The 16,865-nt window shown below is 71.0% G+C and carries 17 protein-coding genes; all 17 read left to right on the top strand.

The window, feature by feature from the left end; genetic code table 11:
• The first annotated feature begins 18 nt into the window (after positions 1–18).
• The 17 genes from pgsA (at position 19) to EDD29_RS09305 (ending at position 16,835) form a co-directional block, all read left to right on the top strand.
• Complete coding sequence (gene pgsA / locus EDD29_RS09225) at positions 19–639, top strand: phosphatidylinositol phosphate synthase (RefSeq protein WP_123670364.1); 621 nt, start codon at positions 19–21, stop codon at positions 637–639.
• Positions 636–1,529, top strand: coding sequence for a phosphatidylinositol mannoside acyltransferase (locus EDD29_RS09230; protein ID WP_211359613.1), 894 nt, complete (start codon positions 636–638; stop codon positions 1,527–1,529). Before pgsA ends, EDD29_RS09230 begins: the two co-directional genes overlap by 4 nt.
• Positions 1,526–2,680 (top strand): glycosyltransferase family 4 protein, encoded by a 1,155-nt coding sequence (locus EDD29_RS09235; protein WP_123663995.1) that lies wholly within the window; start codon positions 1,526–1,528, stop codon positions 2,678–2,680. The genes EDD29_RS09230 and EDD29_RS09235 overlap by 4 nt, the downstream gene beginning before the upstream one ends.
• Complete coding sequence (locus EDD29_RS09240; RefSeq protein ID WP_123663996.1) at positions 2,680–3,207, top strand: hypothetical protein; 528 nt, start codon at positions 2,680–2,682, stop codon at positions 3,205–3,207. Before EDD29_RS09235 ends, EDD29_RS09240 begins: the two co-directional genes overlap by 1 nt.
• Before the next feature lie 77 nt (positions 3,208–3,284).
• Positions 3,285–4,268: a DUF3048 domain-containing protein gene (locus EDD29_RS09245; RefSeq protein WP_246052635.1), complete on the top strand. Its 984-nt coding sequence runs from the start codon at positions 3,285–3,287 to the stop codon at positions 4,266–4,268.
• Positions 4,269–4,373: 105 nt separating this feature from the next.
• Positions 4,374–5,279 carry a pyridoxal 5'-phosphate synthase lyase subunit PdxS gene (gene pdxS / locus EDD29_RS09250; protein WP_123663998.1) on the top strand — a complete coding sequence of 302 codons (906 nt, stop codon included), beginning with the start codon at positions 4,374–4,376 and terminating at the stop codon, positions 5,277–5,279.
• 133 nt (positions 5,280–5,412) lie between these two features.
• Positions 5,413–6,030, top strand: coding sequence for a DUF6928 family protein (locus tag EDD29_RS09255; RefSeq protein ID WP_123663999.1), 618 nt, complete (start codon positions 5,413–5,415; stop codon positions 6,028–6,030).
• A 98-nt stretch (positions 6,031–6,128) separates the two neighbouring features.
• A complete protein-coding gene (gene pdxT, locus EDD29_RS09260; protein WP_123664000.1) occupies positions 6,129–6,785 on the top strand; it encodes a pyridoxal 5'-phosphate synthase glutaminase subunit PdxT in 657 nt (218 codons plus the stop codon).
• A 4-nt stretch (positions 6,786–6,789) separates the two neighbouring features.
• Positions 6,790–7,548, top strand: coding sequence for a YebC/PmpR family DNA-binding transcriptional regulator (locus tag EDD29_RS09265; RefSeq protein WP_123664001.1), 759 nt, complete (start codon positions 6,790–6,792; stop codon positions 7,546–7,548).
• A gap of 357 nt (positions 7,549–7,905) precedes the next feature.
• Complete coding sequence (gene ruvC / locus EDD29_RS09270; protein ID WP_123664002.1) at positions 7,906–8,451, top strand: crossover junction endodeoxyribonuclease RuvC; 546 nt, start codon at positions 7,906–7,908, stop codon at positions 8,449–8,451.
• Positions 8,448–9,056 (top strand): Holliday junction branch migration protein RuvA, encoded by a 609-nt coding sequence (gene ruvA, locus EDD29_RS09275; protein WP_123664003.1) that lies wholly within the window; start codon positions 8,448–8,450, stop codon positions 9,054–9,056. The genes ruvC and ruvA overlap by 4 nt, the downstream gene beginning before the upstream one ends.
• On the top strand, positions 9,053–10,105 hold the full coding sequence (gene ruvB / locus EDD29_RS09280; protein WP_123664004.1) for a Holliday junction branch migration DNA helicase RuvB: 1,053 nt from the start codon (positions 9,053–9,055) through the stop codon (positions 10,103–10,105). Before ruvA ends, ruvB begins: the two co-directional genes overlap by 4 nt.
• Before the next feature lie 157 nt (positions 10,106–10,262).
• On the top strand, positions 10,263–10,697 hold the full coding sequence (yajC, locus tag EDD29_RS09285) for a preprotein translocase subunit YajC (protein ID WP_123664005.1): 435 nt from the start codon (positions 10,263–10,265) through the stop codon (positions 10,695–10,697).
• A 73-nt stretch (positions 10,698–10,770) separates the two neighbouring features.
• Positions 10,771–12,531 carry a protein translocase subunit SecD gene (gene secD / locus EDD29_RS09290; protein ID WP_342774412.1) on the top strand — a complete coding sequence of 587 codons (1,761 nt, stop codon included), beginning with the start codon at positions 10,771–10,773 and terminating at the stop codon, positions 12,529–12,531.
• Positions 12,531–13,676, top strand: coding sequence for a protein translocase subunit SecF (gene secF, locus EDD29_RS09295; RefSeq protein WP_123664006.1), 1,146 nt, complete (start codon positions 12,531–12,533; stop codon positions 13,674–13,676). The genes secD and secF overlap by 1 nt, the downstream gene beginning before the upstream one ends.
• A gap of 85 nt (positions 13,677–13,761) precedes the next feature.
• On the top strand, positions 13,762–14,289 hold the full coding sequence (locus EDD29_RS09300; protein ID WP_123664007.1) for an adenine phosphoribosyltransferase: 528 nt from the start codon (positions 13,762–13,764) through the stop codon (positions 14,287–14,289).
• Between the two features lie 368 nt (positions 14,290–14,657).
• Positions 14,658–16,835: a RelA/SpoT family protein gene (locus EDD29_RS09305; protein ID WP_123664008.1), complete on the top strand. Its 2,178-nt coding sequence runs from the start codon at positions 14,658–14,660 to the stop codon at positions 16,833–16,835.
• The last annotated feature ends 30 nt before the right edge of the window (positions 16,836–16,865 follow it).

Below are 16,865 nucleotides of genomic sequence, written 5' to 3' on the forward strand. Positions count from 1 at the left end.
TCGATGGTTTGGACGACGATGCTCAACCGCTTGCGCCCCGCGCTGGCCAAGGTGGTCACCCCGGTGGGCAGGACACTCGCCAGAACCGGTGTGACCCCGAACGTGATCACGGTCGTGGGCACCGCCGGCGTGGTCGCCGGGGCCCTGGGCTTCTACCCGCGCGGCGAGCTGTTCTGGGGAACCATCGTGATCACCGCGTTCGTCCTGTTCGACATGTTCGACGGCGCGGTCGCGCGGATCACCGGCAAGACCGGCCCGTGGGGCGCCTTCCTGGACTCCACGATGGACCGGGTCGCCGACGCGGCGATCTTCTCCGGTCTCATCCTGTGGTTCACCGGCGCGGGGAACAACGCCCTGCTGGCCTGGCTCGCCCTGTACTGCCTGGTCTCCGGCGTCGTCATCTCCTACGCCAAGGCGCGCGCCGAAGGACTCGGCCTCACCTGCGACGTCGGGATCGCCGAGCGGGCCGAGCGGCTGATCATCAGCCTCGTCGGCGCGGGCCTGTACGGGCTGGGCGTGCCGTACGCCCTGCACACAGCCCTCGTCGTCCTCGCCGTGCTCGGCACGATCACCGTCGCGCAGCGCTTCCACACCGTCTACGCCCAGACCCGCGCGGCCGCCGAGCGGGTGGGCCGGTGATCCAGATCAGGGACGAGGCCGCCGACGCCGCCTACGCGCTCGGCTGGGCCGCGGTGAAGCGGATGCCCGAGCCGCTGGCCCGCCGCCTGTTCACCGCGCTCGGCGAGCGCACCTGGCGCGCCCGGGGCGGGGGCGTGCGGCAGCTCGAGAAGAACCTCGCCAGGGTCGTCGGTCGCCCCGCGGACTCCCCGGAGGTCCGCGAGCTGAGCCGCACCGCCATGCGCTCCTACATGCGCTACTGGCTGGAGAGCTTCCGGATGCCCGTCATCGGCCGCGACCGGATCCGCGACGGCATGCGCGTCACGGGCGACCAGCAGATCTACGACGCCATGGCCAAGGGCCGCGGCGTGGTGATCGCGCTCCCGCACATGGGCAACTACGACCACGCCGGGGCCTGGCTCGGCACCCAGGGCTACCCGATCACCACGGTCGCCGAACGGCTCAAGCCCGAGTCGCTGTACAAGCGGTTCCTCGCCTACCGCGAGTCCCTCGGCTTCGAGATCCTGCCGCTCACCGGCGGCGCCTCGGCGTTCGGCGTCATGGCGCGGCGGCTGCGCGAGCCCAAGGTCGTCTGCCTGGTCGCCGACCGGGACCTCTCCGAGACCGGCGTCGAGGTCGAGTTCTTCGGCCGCGCCGCCCGGATGCCCGGCGGCCCCGCGGCCCTCGCGGTCCAGACGGGTGCGGCGCTCCTGCCCGTCACCCTGTGGTTCGAGGGCGACGACTGGGGCGCGCGCGTCCACGAGGAGGTCCCGCAGCCGCGCGAAGGCACCCGCAAGGAGAAGACCCGGGCGATGACCCAGGCCATGGCCGACGCGTTCGCCGAGGGCATCGCCGCCCACCCCGCCGACTGGCACATGATGCAGAAGATCTGGGTGGAGGATCTTTCTTGAGGATCGGCATCGTCTGCCCGTACACCTGGAACGTGCCCGGCGGCGTCCAGCAGCACATCCGCGATCTCGCCGAGGCGCTGCTCGAGCTGGGCCACGAGGTCTCGGTGATCACCCCGGCCGACGACGACGCCGTGCTGCCCCCGTACATCGTCTCGGCGGGCCGGGCGATCCCGGTGCCCTACAACGGGTCGGTCGCCCGGCTGTCCTTCGGGTTCCTCTCCGCGGCGCGAGTGCGCCGCTGGATACGGGACGGCGCCTTCGACGTCCTGCACATCCACGAGCCCGCCGCCCCCAGCCTCGGCCTCATCGCCTGCTGGGTCGCCGACGGCCCGCTCGTCGCGACCTTCCACGCCTCCTACGAGAAGTCGCGGGCGGTCAGCGTGACCGCGCCGATCCTCCAGTCGGCGCTGGAGAAGATCACCGGCCGGATCGCGGTCTCCGAGGCGGCCCGCACGACCCTGGTCGAGCACCTCGGCGGCGACGCCGTGCTCATCCCCAACGGGATCGCGATGAGCCGGTACACCGAGGCCGAGCCGCTCCCGGGCTGGTCCGGCCGCACCGGCACCGCGGGTTCGGAGGCGCCCCAGGCACTCGGCTTCCTCGGCCGCCTCGACGAGCCGCGCAAGGGCCTCCAGGTCCTGCTGCGCGCCTTCGAGACGCTCGGCCGCGACCGTCCGGGGCTGCGCCTGCTGCTCGCGGGCCCCGGCGACGAGGAAGACATCCTCGCCAAGGTCAGCCCCGAACTCCGGGACCGGGTGGTGCTGCTCGGCCTCGTCAGCGAGGAGGACAAGGTCCGCGCCTACCACTCCGTCGACGCGTTCGTCGCGCCCAACCTGGGCGGCGAGAGCTTCGGCATCGTGCTCACCGAGGCGATGTCGGCCGGCGCGCCGATCCTCGCCAGCGACATCGAGGCGTTCCGGCACGTGCTCGACGGCGGCAGGGCGGGCGTGCTGTTCCGCACCGGCGACGCCGACTCCCTCGCCCAGGAGGCCGCCCGTCTCCTGGACGAACCGGACAGGCGCGACGCCCTGTCCAAGGAGGCCGCCTCGGCGGTGCGCGCCTACGACTGGTCCACGGTCGCCCGCGACGTCCTGCGCGTCTACGAGACCGTCGCGGTCGGCGCGCCCGGCGTGGTGGAGACCGCCTCCTGATGGACGGACTCCTCACCCTCCTGCTGTGGCTCGCCGCCCTCTTCCTGGTGTCCATCTACGTCTCGTGGCGGGCGGGCCGCCTCGACCGGCTGCACGCCCGGGTGGACCTCGCCAGAGCCGCCCTGGACGGCGCCCTCGTGCGCCGCGCCGCCGTCGCCCTGGAACTCGCCACCTCCCAGCTCCTCGACCCGGCCACCAGCCTCGTCCTCGCGACGGCCGCGCACGCCGCCCGCACCGCCGACGCCGAAGGCCGCGAGTTCGCCGAGAGCGACCTGTCCCGGGCGCTGCGCGCGGTGGTCGACCAGCCCGGATTCCACGAGGCGCTCGGGGACCGGGTGGGCCCCCTCCTGGAGGAATTGGACACTGCGGCGCAGAAGGTCGCCTTCGCCCGCCGCTTCTACAACGACGCGGCGTCGGCGACCCGGATCGCGCGGCGCCGGATCCTCGCCCGGGTCCTTCCGCTGGCCGGTCATGCACCGATGCCGGAATTCTTTGAGATAGATGACACTCCTCCCGCACTGGGATAGCTCGGGTATCTTCGACCCGGTCTGCCGTCGGGGTGAAGGAGAGGCCGTTGCGTGGATTTTCCCGGAGGGGCTTCACGTTGTCGCTGCTCGGACTGGCTGCCGCCGCGTGCAGCAAGGACCCCGAGCACGTCCCGGCCACCGGTGAGATCCCCAGCGAGACCCCGACGCCCACGCCCACCCCGACCGGCCTGGGATACCACCCGTTCACGGGCGGAGACAAAGGGCTGCGGAACAGGGTCATCGCCGTCAAGGTCGACAACACCGGGCCCGCGCTGCCGCAGGAGGGCCTGCGGTCCGCCGACATCGTCTACGTCGAGCAGGTCGAGGGCGGCGAGACCCGGATCATGGCGGTCTTCTGCTCCAAGTACCCCGCCCGCGTCGGGCCCGTCCGCAGCGCCCGCATCTCGGATCTGCACCTGCTCAGCCAGTTCACCCGGCCGGCGCTGGCGTTCTCCGGCGTCCAGTCCAGGATGCTGCCGGAGATCCGCAAGGCGCTCCTGACCGACGTCTCCGAGGACAGGGGCGGGACCGGCTACATCCGCTCCTCCTCTCGGTCCGCGCCCTACAACCTCTACGGGGACGTCAAGGAGCTGTTGCGCCGGGCGCCCAAGACGGGCCGGGCCAAGGACATCGGCTTCCGCTTCGGCCCGGCCCCCGAAGGCGGCCGGAAGATCAAGCAGTACACCGCGCGCTGGCCCTCGGCCAGCCTGACCTTCCGGTGGTCGGCCGAGAAGAAGCGCTGGCTCACCTACCGGAACGGCGCCCCCAACACCGCGGCCGAAGGCGGGATCCAGGGCGGCAGGACGATCGTCATCCAGTACGTGCAGACCAAGAGATCCAAGTACCACGACTTCCTCGGCTCCTACACGCCCTACCTCCGCGTCACCGGCACGGGCAAGGCCCTCGTGCTGCGCGACGGCAAGGCCTACGACTGCACCTGGTCGCGCCCCTCCGAACGCAAGGGCACGACCTTCACCACCACCGCCGGCGCCCCGATGACCTTCGCCCGCGGCCAGGTCTGGGTGGTCCTGGTCAACAAGGGCAAGCCCGTCATGCCGTAAGCCCCCAGACCCGGACACTGACACAGTGCCGAGTCCGGGACGTCCGTGATCAGGCAATATCATGGAAGACGACTGTTTTGTCGTCGTCTGTGAGGAAGACATCCCGTGACTACTGTTCCCGCGGAGAACACCGCCGTCGGTACCGCTCGCGTCAAGCGCGGCATGGCGGAGATGCTCAAGGGCGGTGTGATCATGGATGTGGTCACGCCGGACCAGGCCAAGATCGCCGAAGACGCCGGGGCGGTGGCGGTCATGGCCCTGGAGCGCGTCCCCGCCGACATCCGCGCCGAGGGCGGCGTCTCCCGCATGAGCGACCCCGACATGATCGACGGCATCATCGAGGCGGTGTCGATCCCGGTCATGGCCAAGGCCCGTATCGGCCACTTCGTCGAGGCCCAGGTGCTCCAGGCGCTCGGCGTCGACTACATCGACGAGTCCGAGGTGCTGACCCCGGCCGACTACACCAACCACATCGACAAGTGGGCGTTCACCGTCCCCTTCGTGTGCGGCGCGACCAACCTGGGCGAGGCGCTGCGCCGGATCACCGAGGGCGCGGCGATGATCCGCTCCAAGGGCGAGGCCGGCACCGGTGACGTCTCCAACGCCACCACCCACATGCGCGAGCTGCGCGACCAGATCCGCCGCCTGTCCTCCCTGCCCGAGGACGAGCTGTACGTCGCGGCCAAGGAGCTCCAGGCCCCGTACGAGCTGGTCAAGGAGGTCGCCAAGGCCGGGAAGCTGCCCGTCGTGCTGTTCACCGCCGGCGGCATCGCCACCCCGGCCGACGCCGCGATGATGATGCAGCTCGGCGCCGAGGGCGTCTTCGTCGGCTCCGGCATCTTCAAGTCCGGCAACCCGGTCCAGCGCGCCGAGGCGATCGTCAAGGCGACCACGTTCTACGACGACCCGGACGTCATCGCCAAGGTCTCCCGCGGCCTGGGCGAGGCCATGGTCGGCATCAACGTCGGCACCATGAACGAGGCCGACAAGTTCGCCGGCCGCGGCTGGTAGCACCGCCCACGACGGCGTTCCCGCGCCCGTCTCCTCTCGGGGATACCTCGCCGCGCCCGCGGCCGACACGTTAGCCTTGACTCTCGGTCGGCCCCGGGTCGGCGGGGGAGACGGCCGGGAGGGGAGCGCAGGCGTGGGATGGTCGGTGGCACTGGCGTGCGCGAGCAGCGGGGGCGACCCCGGCAGGGTGTTCCGGCCGGGCCTGGAGCCCGACGGCGGAGCCGCACTCGACCTGGCCAGGCGGCTCTACCCCGCCGCCTCGGTCGAGGCGACCGGCGAGACGGTCCTGGACTTCGCGCTCTGGCCGTATGAGGACGAGGTCTTCATCGGCGCCTACCCGGGCGGCCTCGCGGTCTGCGACCGCCGCCTGTTCCAGCTCGACGACGACGCCAGGCGCGTCGCCGACACGATCGCCACCGAGCTGCCCGGCGCCGACTGCGGCGTCCTGGTCCTGCACGAGCGGGTCGGGGCCTGCTGGTTCCGCTGGTACTCCGGCGGGGCGCTGGTCCGCGACATCTACGTCACCGCCGACGACGGCGTGGTCGTCGACCAGGGCGAGCGGCTGCCCGCCGAGGCCCCCTTCTGGAAGGCCATCGACGGCGGCGCCTCCGACGTCCCCCTGCCGTTCGGCCCCGAGGAGTTCGGCCTGGAACTGGCCCGCGCCTGCCTGTTCGGCAGGGAGCTCGCGGGCCGTGGCGCGGACGGCTTCCTGCCGCTGGAGCTGCCGCTGCGCCGGTTCCGGCTGGCCTGACCCACGACGTTCCGAACCACCCAGGACCGGACGCGCGGGAAGATCACCGGCAGACCCGTGCGTTCTACACTGAAGTAACCCCCTGGAAAGGTCCGGTCTTGTCTGTTGTCATCGGTGTGCTCGCCCTCCAAGGCGATGTCCGTGAGCACGCCAGAGCCCTGGAGCAGTGCGGCGCGACCGCCGTCCGAGTCCGCCGCGCCGAAGAACTCGACGATCTCGACGGCCTCGTCATCCCCGGCGGCGAGTCCACCGCGATGTGGAAGCTCATGCGCGCGTTCGACCTGCTGGAGCCGCTGCGCAAGCGGATCGGGTCCGGCCTGCCCGCCTACGGCTCGTGCGCCGGAATGATCATGCTCGCGGACCGGATCGTCGACGGCGCCGACGGCCAGGAGACGATAGGCGGCATCGACATGACGGTGCGGCGGAACGCCTTCGGTCGCCAGGTGGACTCCTACGAGTCTACGATCGACTTCGACGGCAGCCCCTTGGACGCGGTGTTCATCCGGGCGCCTTGGGTGGAGTCCATCGGCGCGGGCGTGGAGGTCCTGGGCCGGGTCGAGCTCCCGGATCATCCCCACGGGGCGGCCGGGGGATCGCAGCACGCGGGATCGCGGCCCGAGGGTCCACACCGTAGGATCGTCGCGGTTCGGCAGGGCCGCCTCATGGCCACCGCCTACCACCCCGAGCTCACCGGGGACCCCATCGTGCACCGCTACTTCACCGAGCTGGTGCGTCAGTCGAAGAACGAGGAGTAAGAGCATGTCCGGCCACTCCAAATGGGCGACGACCAAGCACAAGAAGGCGGCCCTGGACTCCAAGCGGGGCAAGCTCTTCGCGAAGCTGATCAAGAACATCGAGGTCGCGGCCCGCACCGGCGGCCCCGACGCCGAGTCCAACCCGACCCTTTTCGACGCCATCTACAAGGCGAAGAAGAACTCGGTGCCGAACGACAACATCGAGCGCGCCCGCAAGCGCGGCGGCGGCCTCGAGGCCGGCGGCGCCGACTGGCAGACGATCATGTACGAGGGCTACGCGCCCGGCGGCGTCGCGGTGCTCATCGAGTGCCTCACCGACAACCGCAACCGCGCCGCCTCCGAGGTCCGGGTCGCGCTGACCCGCAACGGCGGCTCGCTCGCCGACCCCGGCTCGGTCTCGTACATGTTCAACCGCAAGGGCGTCGTGGTGGTCCCCAAGACCGGCACCACCGAGGACGACGTCATGATGGCGGCCCTCGACGCAGGCGCGGAGGAGATCAACGACCTCGGCGACAACTTCGAGGTGGTCTCCGAGGCCGGCGACCTGCTCGGCGTCCGCAAGGCCATCCAGGAGGCCGGCATCGACTACGAGTCGGCCGAGTCCAGCTTCCTGCCCACCATGCAGGTCCCGCTCGACGCCGACGGCGCCCGCAAGGTCATCAAGCTCCTCGACGCCCTCGAGGACAGCGACGACGTCCAGAACGTCTGGGCCAACATGGACGTCCCCGACTCGGTCATGGCCGAACTCGAAGAAGACGAGTAGCTGGCCCTGCCTCCGGCCCTAGGGGGCCTGCGGTAGGGCTGGTGATCGGGCGCTTTCGCGCCCTGGGCTGCCCCTTCGGCCCTGGGGGCCTACGGGGCAGCCCAGGGGCGCCCGATCACGTGGTGCTCCGCGCCTTCGGCACTCCCTGGAGAACGGGTGGGGCAGGGCTCCTTGTGAGGGGCCGCGCCTCCGGCGCTCTGCGGAAGCCGGTGGTGTGCGTCGGCCGCGCCTTCGGCGCTCGCTGGAAACGGGTGGTGTGCGGGGCCGCGCCCAGCGGCGCTTCGGGGAAGGTCGCGGTATGTTTGGCGGGGCCGGTTCTTCCGAACTGGTGTTCGCAGGTGAGCGCGGAGGTCGAACGTGCGCGTACTCGGGGTGGACCCGGGTCTGACCCGGTGCGGGGTCGGGGTCGTCGAGGGGACGCCCGGGGCTCCGCTCACCCTCGTGCACGTGGGCGTGATCCGGAGCGATGCCGACCTTCCGCAGGCCGAGCGGCTGCTGAAGGTCGAGCAGGGGATCGAGCAGGTCCTCAACGAGTTCGCGCCCGAGGCCGTCGCCGTCGAGCGGGTCTTCGCCCAGCACAACGTGTCGACCGTGATCGGCACCGCGCAGGCGGCCGGCGTGGCGATGGTGTGCGCGGCACGGCGCGGGCTGCCCGTGGGGCTGCACACGCCCAGCGAGGCCAAGGCGGCGATCACCGGCAGCGGGCGGGCCGACAAGGCCCAGGTGACCCTCATGGTCACCCGGCTGCTGCGGCTGGCCACCGCCCCCAAGCCCGCCGACGCAGCCGACGCGCTCGCGCTGGCGATCTGCCACGTGTGGCGCGGGGGCGCGCAGGCGAGGCTCGCGGCGGCCCACCGGGCCGCGCAGGCGCGGGCGGGGCAGACACGAGGAGGCAGACGGTGATCGCATACGTGCGCGGGCGGGTGGACTCCACCGGCCCCGACAGCGCCGTGGTGGAGGTGGGCGGCGTCGGGCTGGCGCTGCTGGTCGCCCCGGCGACGGCCGCGGCCCTCGTGCCCGGTGAGGAGGCGAGGCTCGCGGCCTCCCTGATCGTCCGTGAGGACTCCCTCACCCTTTACGGCTTCGCCAGCGACGACGAGAAGCGGGTCTTCGAACTCGTGCAGACCGCCAGCGGCGTCGGCCCCAAGGTCGCCCTCGCCATGCTGGCCACGCTCGCCCCCGACGAGATCCGCCGCGCCGTCGCCACCGGCGACGCCCGTGCGCTCACCCGGGTGTCGGGCGTCGGCCCCAAGGGCGCCCAGAAGATCATCCTGGAGCTCAAGGACAAGCTCGGCGCCCCCGTGGGAGGCACCGGCGGTCTCCCCGTCCCGGCCCAGCGCGTCCAGCCGTGGCGCGACCAGGTCGCGGCCGGCCTCCAGAGCCTCGGCTGGGCCGCGCGCGAGGCCGAGGCCGCGGTCGACGCGGTCGCCGCCGACCTCGACGGCGAGCAGGTCCCGCCGATTCCCGAGCTGCTCAAGGCGGCCCTGCGCAAGCTGAGCCGCCCGTGAGCGAAGACCGTCTCGTCGGCGGCGAGCAGAGCGTCGAGGACCGCGCGATCGACGCCGCGCTGCGCCCCAAGAAGCTCGACGACTTCATCGGCCAGCACCGCGTCCGCGAGCAGCTCTCCCTGGTCCTGCACAGCGCCCTGCGGCGCGGCCGGGCCCCCGACCACGTGCTGCTGTCGGGCGGGCCCGGCCTCGGCAAGACCACCCTCGCCATGATCATCGCCGCCGAGCTGGGCGCCCCGCTGCGGATCACCAGCGGCCCGGCGATCGAGCGCGCGGGCGACCTCGCGGCGATCCTCTCGACCCTCAGCGAGGGCGAGGTGCTGTTCCTCGACGAGATCCACCGGATGGCCCGCCCCGCCGAGGAGATGCTCTACCTCGCGATGGAGGACTTCCGCGTCGACGTCGTCGTCGGCAAGGGCCCCGGCGCCACGGCGATCCCCCTGGACATCGCCCCCTTCACCCTCGTCGGCGCGACCACCCGGGCGGGCATGCTGCCCGGCCCGCTGCGCGACCGCTTCGGGTTCGTCGGTCACATGGACTTCTACGACCCGGCCGAGCTCGAGGTGATCGTCGGCCGCTCGGCGGGCCTGCTGGGCGTCCGGATCGCCGACGACGCCGCCGCCGAGGTCGCCTTCCGCTCCCGCGGCACCCCCCGCATCGCCAACCGGCTGCTGCGCCGCGTCCGCGACTACGCCGAGGTCCGCGCCGACGGCCTGGTCACCCGGGATCTCGCGCACGCCGCCCTCGATCTCTACGAGGTCGACGCCCAGGGCCTCGACCGCCTCGACCGGGCGGTCCTGCGGGCGCTGCTCACCAAGTTCGGCGGCGGCCCGGTCGGCCTGTCCACCCTGGCCGTCAGCGTGGGGGAGGAGCCGGAGACGGTCGAAGTCGTCGCCGAGCCTTTCCTCGTTCGTCAGGGGCTGCTCGCCCGCACGCCACGCGGAAGAGTCGCGACTCCGGCAGCCTGGGCGCACCTGGGCCTGACCCCGCCCGCCGTGCCGGGCCCCGCCGCGCCCGCCTTGTTCGACGTGGGGGAAGAAGCCGACTAGCCTGACGGCCGGGGACCGGGAACTTCGCGACGGGCTGGGTCGTCACGTCTTTGCCGGTGGAGTGTCCGGATGTCTAGACTCCGTGACCACCCCGGAACGGATCATCGGACCACCCGGCGACCGGCCCTCATCACCTAGATCGGAAAACTGGACGACAATGTCGATTCTCGCAGCGTCTGAGCAGGGCAACCCGTTGTCCATGTTCATCTGGCTGGCCCTCATCGCGGTGGCCTTCTACTTCTTCCTGATCCGCCCGCAGAAGAAGCGGCAGCAGGAGCAGGCGAAGATGCAGTCCGCCCTGCACCCGGGGTCGCGTGTCGTCACGTCCTCGGGCATCTACGGCACCGTGCTGGACAGCGACGAGGGCGACATCCTCCTGGAGATCGCCGAGGGCGTCGAGGTCCGGGTCATGGCCCAGGCCGTGCTGCGCGTGATCGAGGAAGTCGAGTTCGTCGACGAGGAGTCCGCGGACGCCGACGCCGACGCCGAGTCCGATGAGGACGCCGACAAGCCCGCCGAGGGCGGCGTCGAGCTGACCAAGGGCGACGCCGACGACGCGCCCGCGAAGCCCCAGACCTCCGACAAGGCCTGATCCCTCGTTCCGTTCATCCGTGGCGGCGGCCCTGCCGGACCGTCGAGGGATCACCTAGGAAGAATCGACCACAGTGGCGTCCAACAACCGCAGCATCCCGAATCCGGTGCGCACCCTCGTCGCGTTCTTCGCGATCCTCGGGGTGCTCACCGGCGTGATGTTCCTCCAGGGGTCACCGGTCCCCAAGCTGGGGCTCGACCTGGCCGGCGGCACGACCATCACCATGACGGCCCAGACCGAGGACGGCAAGGCCGCTCCCTCGGAGCAGATGGACCAGGCGATCAAGATCATCCGGGACCGTGTCAACGGATCCGGACTGACCGACGCCGAGGTCACCAAGCAGGGCGACAACGTCATCGTCGTGTCCGTCCCGGGAGACCGTGACGACCAGCAGCGGATCATCGAACTGGTCGGCACCACCGCCCAGCTCCAGTTCCGCCAGGTCCTCGTCACCGGCATCGGCGCGAGCACCCTGGTTCCGGAGGAGCAGCCGACCGCCGAGCCGAGCGGCTCGGTCACACCCACGCCCACCGGCTCGGCCACGCCCAGCGCGACCCCGTCGGAGAAGAACCGGGCCCTGTCCAGCGGCCTCGCCGCGCTCCCGACCGCGACGCCCTCGCCGGCCGGCTCGGCGACCCCGACCGGTACCGCCTCGCCTTCGGCCGAGCCGACCGCGACCGCCGTCGACAGCGGAGAGGACTTCTCCAAGGTCAAGGACGAGAAGGTCATCGCGCTGTACAAGGAGACGGTCTGCACGCCCGACGGCGCCAAGGTCGCCGGCGCGGACGCGTCCGACGCCGAGTACGTCGTCGCGTGTGAGGAGGACGGCTCCTACAAGTACATCCTCGGCCCGGTCGCCGTGCCCGGCACCGAGATCAAGGAAGCGAACGTCTCCGCGCCCAACGCGCAGACCGGCCAGACCGGCTGGGAGGTCGTGCTGACCTTCAAGCGGGACGGCACCGCGAAGTTCGGCGAGCTGACCAAGAAGGCCAACGAGGCCTACGTCGCGGCCCCCGGCTCGCCCGAGTCGCAGATCGCGATCGTCCTGGACGGCCGGGTCGTCTCCGCCCCGCAGATCTCCAACGGCGCCATCCTGGGCGGCACCGCCAGCATCTCCGGCGGCGCCGACTTCACCCAGGCGTACTCGGAGAACCTCGCCGAGGTGCTCAAGTACGGCGCGCTGCCGATCCAGTTCCCGCAGGACAAGCAGACCGTCAGCCAGATCTCCTCCTCGCTGGGCGCCGACCAGCTCCGCGGCGGCCTCATCGCCGGCGCGATCGGCCTCGGCCTGGTCCTGCTGTACTGCCTCTGGTACTACCGGGCCCTCGGCCTGGTCGCCATGGCGAGCCTCGTGGTCGCCACCGGCGTCACCTACGTGCTGGTGGTCATCCTCGGCGAGAACGCCGGGTTCCGGGTGTCGCTGCCGCACATCATCGGCCTGATCGTCTCGATCGGCATCACGGCCGACTCGTTCATCGTCTACTTCGAACGGCTCCGCGACGAACTGCGCATGGGCAGGCCGCTGCGGTCGTCGGTCGAGGCGGCCTGGAAACGGGCCCGGCGCACGATCCTGGTCGCCGACATGGTGACCATGCTCGCCGGCCTCGTGCTGTACTTCCTGGCCGTCGGCGGCGTCCGGGGCTTCGCGTTCGCGATGGCCCTGACCACGCTCATCGACCTCATCGTCGTGTTCTTCTTCACCAAGCCGATGGTCGCCCTGCTCGCCCGCTGGTCGTTCTTCTCCAAGGGCCACAAGTGGTCCGGCCTCGACACCAGCGAGCTGCACAAGCCCACTCCCACCGCATTCCGTGCGGCGAAGCGCCTGGAGGCATGATGTCGGGTGTCATTCAGCGGTTCATGCACGGTGAGCTCGCGACCAACATCGTCGGCCGGCCGAAGCTCTGGTACGCGATCTCCGGCGCTCTGATCCTCTTCTCGATCGCCGGCCTGCTGATCCGGGGCCTGCACCCGGGCGTGGAGTTCACCGGCGGCTCGGTGTTCACCATCGAGGGCGCGGCCAAGTCGTCGATCAGCCAGGTCCGCGACGCGGTCGCGGAGGAGGCCGGCGGCACGCCGATCGTCCAGGAGGCGGGCGGCAACTGGCGGGTCACCACGCACCCGCTGACCCCGGCCGAGATCACCGCGGTCCAGGCGAACGTCGCCACCGACCTCGGCGTCGAGCGGACCCAGGTCAACGCCGAGAGCGTCGGCTCCACCTGGGGCGGCGACGTGACGAAGAAGGCCTGGCAGGCCCTCGTCGTCTTCATGATCCTGATCATCGTCTACCTGTCGGTGGCGTTCGAGTGGCGGATGGCGCTGGCGGCGGTCGTCGCGCTCTTCCACGACCTGATCATCACCGCGGGCTTCTACGCCTGGTCCGGATTCGAGGTGACGCCCGCGACCCTGCTGGGCTTCCTCACGATCCTCGGATACTCGCTGTACGACGCGGTCGTCGTGTTCGACATGATCAAGGAAGTCACCAAGCCGCTCAACGAGAACAGCAGGATCACCTACAGCCAGGCCGCGAACCAGGCGCTCAGCAGCACCCTGGTCCGCTCGCTCAACACCTCGCTGGTGGCGATCCTGCCGGTCGCGGCGATCCTGTTCATCGGCACCACGCTGCTGGGCGCGGGCACCCTGAAGGACCTGTCCCTCGCCCTGTTCATCGGCATGATCGTCGGTACCTACTCGTCGATCTGCGTGGCGACGCCGCTGCTCGTCCAGCTCAAGGAGCGCGAGCCGATGTACGTCAAGCTCCGCGAGAACGTCGCGCGGCGCGCGGCGAGCCCGAAGCGGCAGGCCCGCGCGGCCAAGACCGCCGACGGCGAGCCCGATGACGACGCCGACGACGACCTCGACGACGAGGAGTCCCCGGACGCCGACGCGGTCGCCGAAGCGCACCAGACGGTCGTCAAGGTCGTCCAGAGCGGGCCGCGCAACCAGCCTCGAAAGGGCACGCGGAGTTCCCGCCGCCCCTGATCCACCAGCGGAAACGCAGCTCCGATGTGCATGATCGGGTCATTCGGCCCGGTCATGCACATCTCTTTTGCCGGGAAGGAAACCCATGGCGTCGCAGGGCCTGCAGCAGTCGATCCTCGGTCTGATCCGGGACGTCCCCGACTATCCGAAGCCGGGGGTGCTGTTCAAGGACATCACCCCGCTGCTGGACGACTCGGCGGCGTTCCAGGCCGTGGTGACCGCCATGGCCGAGGCCGCGGGCGACGTCACCAAGGTCGTCGGGCTGGAGGCGCGCGGGTTCCTGCTCGCCGCGCCCGTCGCGCTCGCCCTCGGCGTAGGGGTGGTCCCGGTGCGCAAATCCGGCAAGCTGCCGTCGGAAACCTACGCCGAGACCTATGATCTGGAATACGGCACCGCGACCATCGAGATCCACCGGGACGCCCTGCGCCCCGGAGACCGCGTGCTGATCGTCGACGACGTCCTGGCCACCGGCGGCACCGCCGCGGCCGCCGCGTCGCTGGTCCGCAAGTCGGGTGCCGAGGCGGCCGGGCTGAGCGTCCTGATGGAACTGACGTTCCTTGACGGGCGGGACCGGCTGACCGATCTTCCCATCCACACCCTGGTGGCGGTCTGACCTGGAGTTTCGGTCAGGCGGGAACCGGGGTATCCGGGTCGTCGCCTTGGTCCTGGCTATAGACTGGGCCTTTACCAGGGAATCGTTCCGGGAGACGAGGAGGCTGGGTGCCCGCTGAGACGGCTGCTGCCAAGAGCACAGGGACGTCCGCGCCGGAGTCCCGCGCGGGCGAGAACCCGACGCCCGAGGCCGACTCCGCCGCGCCCGCGCCTGCCCCCGCCGACACCGTCCGGGCCGAAGACCAGGGTGAGTCGTCACCGGGCGCACCGCGTCCGGCGGCCTCGGGGGCGGCGCCGTCCTCGATTCCACCGTCCGCGGCACGTGTACGCCGGCGGCTGGCCAGGCTGGGCGCCCAGCGCGGTCCCACCATGAACCCAGTGCTCGAACCTCTGATCAAGACGGTCCGCAACACGCACCCCAAGGCGGACGTACGCCTGATCGAGCGGGCCTACGACGTCGCGGCGCACTACCACCGCGACCAGAAGCGCAAGAGCGGCGACCCGTACATCACCCACCCCCTCGCGGTGACGACGATCCTCGCCGAACTCGGCATGTCCACCGAGACCCTGTGCGCCGCCCTCCTGCACGACACCGTCGAGGACACCTCCTACACGCTGGAGGAGCTGCGCGCCGACTTCGGCGACGAGATCGCCGCGCTGGTCGACGGCGTCACCAAGCTCGACAAGGTCAAGTACGGCGACGCCGCCGAGGCCGAGACCGTCCGCAAGATGGTCGTCGCGATGGCCCGCGACATCCGGGTCCTGGTGATCAAGCTCGCCGACCGGCTGCACAACATGCGCACCCTGCGCTACATGCCCCGGCACAAGCAGGAGAAGAAGGCCCGCGAGACCCTCGAGATCTTCGCGCCGCTGGCCCACCGCCTCGGCATGAACACGCTCAAGTGGGAGCTCGAGGACCTGGCCTTCGCCACCCTGTACCCCAAGCGGTTCGACGAGATCGCCCGTCTGGTGTCCGAGCGCGCCCCCCGCCGCGACGTCTTCCTCCAAGAGGTCATCGAGAACGTCTCGGGCGACCTGCGCGAGGCGCGGATCAAGGGCACCGTCACCGGACGGCCCAAGCACTACTACTCGATCTACCAGAAGATGATCGCCCGCGACTGCTCGTTCGAGGACATCTACGACCTCGTCGGCATCCGCGTCCTGGTGGACTCCGTCCGCGACTGCTACGCGGCGCTCGGCTCGATCCACGCGCGATGGAACCCGGTCCCCGGCCGGTTCAAGGACTACATCGCGATGCCGAAGTTCAACATGTACCAGTCGCTGCACACCACGGTGATCGGGCCAGAGGGCAAGCCCGTCGAGCTCCAGATCCGCACCTGGGGGATGCACCGGCGGGCCGAGTACGGCGTCGCCGCGCACTGGAAGTACAAGGAGGAGAGCGTCGGCGGGCGCAAGGCCGCCGACATGCAGTGGCTGCGCCAGCTCCTGGACTGGCAGAAGGAGACCGCCGACCCGTCGGAGTTCCTCGAGTCGCTGCGCTTCGACCTGTCGGTGTCGGAGGTCTTCGTCTTCACCCCCAAGGGCGACGTCATCGCGCTGCCCCAGGGGGCCACGCCCGTGGACTTCGCCTACGCGGTGCACACCGAGGTCGGGCACCGCACGATCGGCGCCCGGGTCAACGGCCGGCTGGTGTCACTCGAATCGACGCTGGACAACGGCGACTCCGTCGAGATCTTCACCTCCAAGGCGCTGGACGCCGGGCCGTCGCGCGACTGGCTGGGCTTCGTCAAGTCCGCCCGCGCCCGTAACAAGATCCGGCACTGGTTCTCCAAGGAGCGCAGGGACACCGCGATCGAATCCGGCAAGGACTCGATCGCGCGGGCGATGCGCAAGCAGAACCTGCCGCTCCAGCGGATGATGTCGGGGGAGGCGCTGCTGGCGCTGGCCCGCGACCTGCGCTACCCGGACGTCTCCTCGCTGTACGCGGCGGTCGGCGAGGGCCATGTGGCCGCGCAGTCCGTGGTGCAGAAGCTGGTCCAGGCGCTCGGCGGCGTGGAGAGCGCCGAAGAGGACATCGCCGAACTCGCCATCCCCTCCCGCCGCCGCGCCCGCCGGGCCGGTCCGGCCGGGGATCCCGGCGTGGTCGTCGCGGGCGACCCGGACGTGTGGGTCCGGCTGTCCCGCTGCTGCACCCCGGTACCGGGCGACGACATCGTCGGCTTCGTCACCCGGGGCAGCGGCGTGTCGGTGCACCGGACCAACTGCGTGAACATCGAGGAGCTCAAGAACCAGCCCGACCGGCTGGTCGACGTGGCCTGGTCGCCGCGGGAGGACTCGGTCTTCCTCGTCGCCATCCAGGTCGAGGCCCTGGACCGCCCGCGCCTCCTGTCGGACGTCACCCGGGTCCTGTCCGACCACCACGTCAACATCCTCTCCGCCACCGTCGCGACCACCCGCGACCGCGTCGCCACAAGCCGCTTCACCTTCGAGATGGGCGACCCCAAGCACCTGGGCCACGTCCTCAAGTCCGTCCGCTCCATCGACGGCGTCTACGACGTCTACCGCGTCAACAACGGCATGAACTGACGCCCACCCGCCGGGCGCCCTCTCCGCGCA

Source organism: Actinocorallia herbida (assembly GCF_003751225.1).
GTDB lineage: Bacteria > Actinomycetota > Actinomycetes > Streptosporangiales > Streptosporangiaceae > Actinocorallia > Actinocorallia herbida.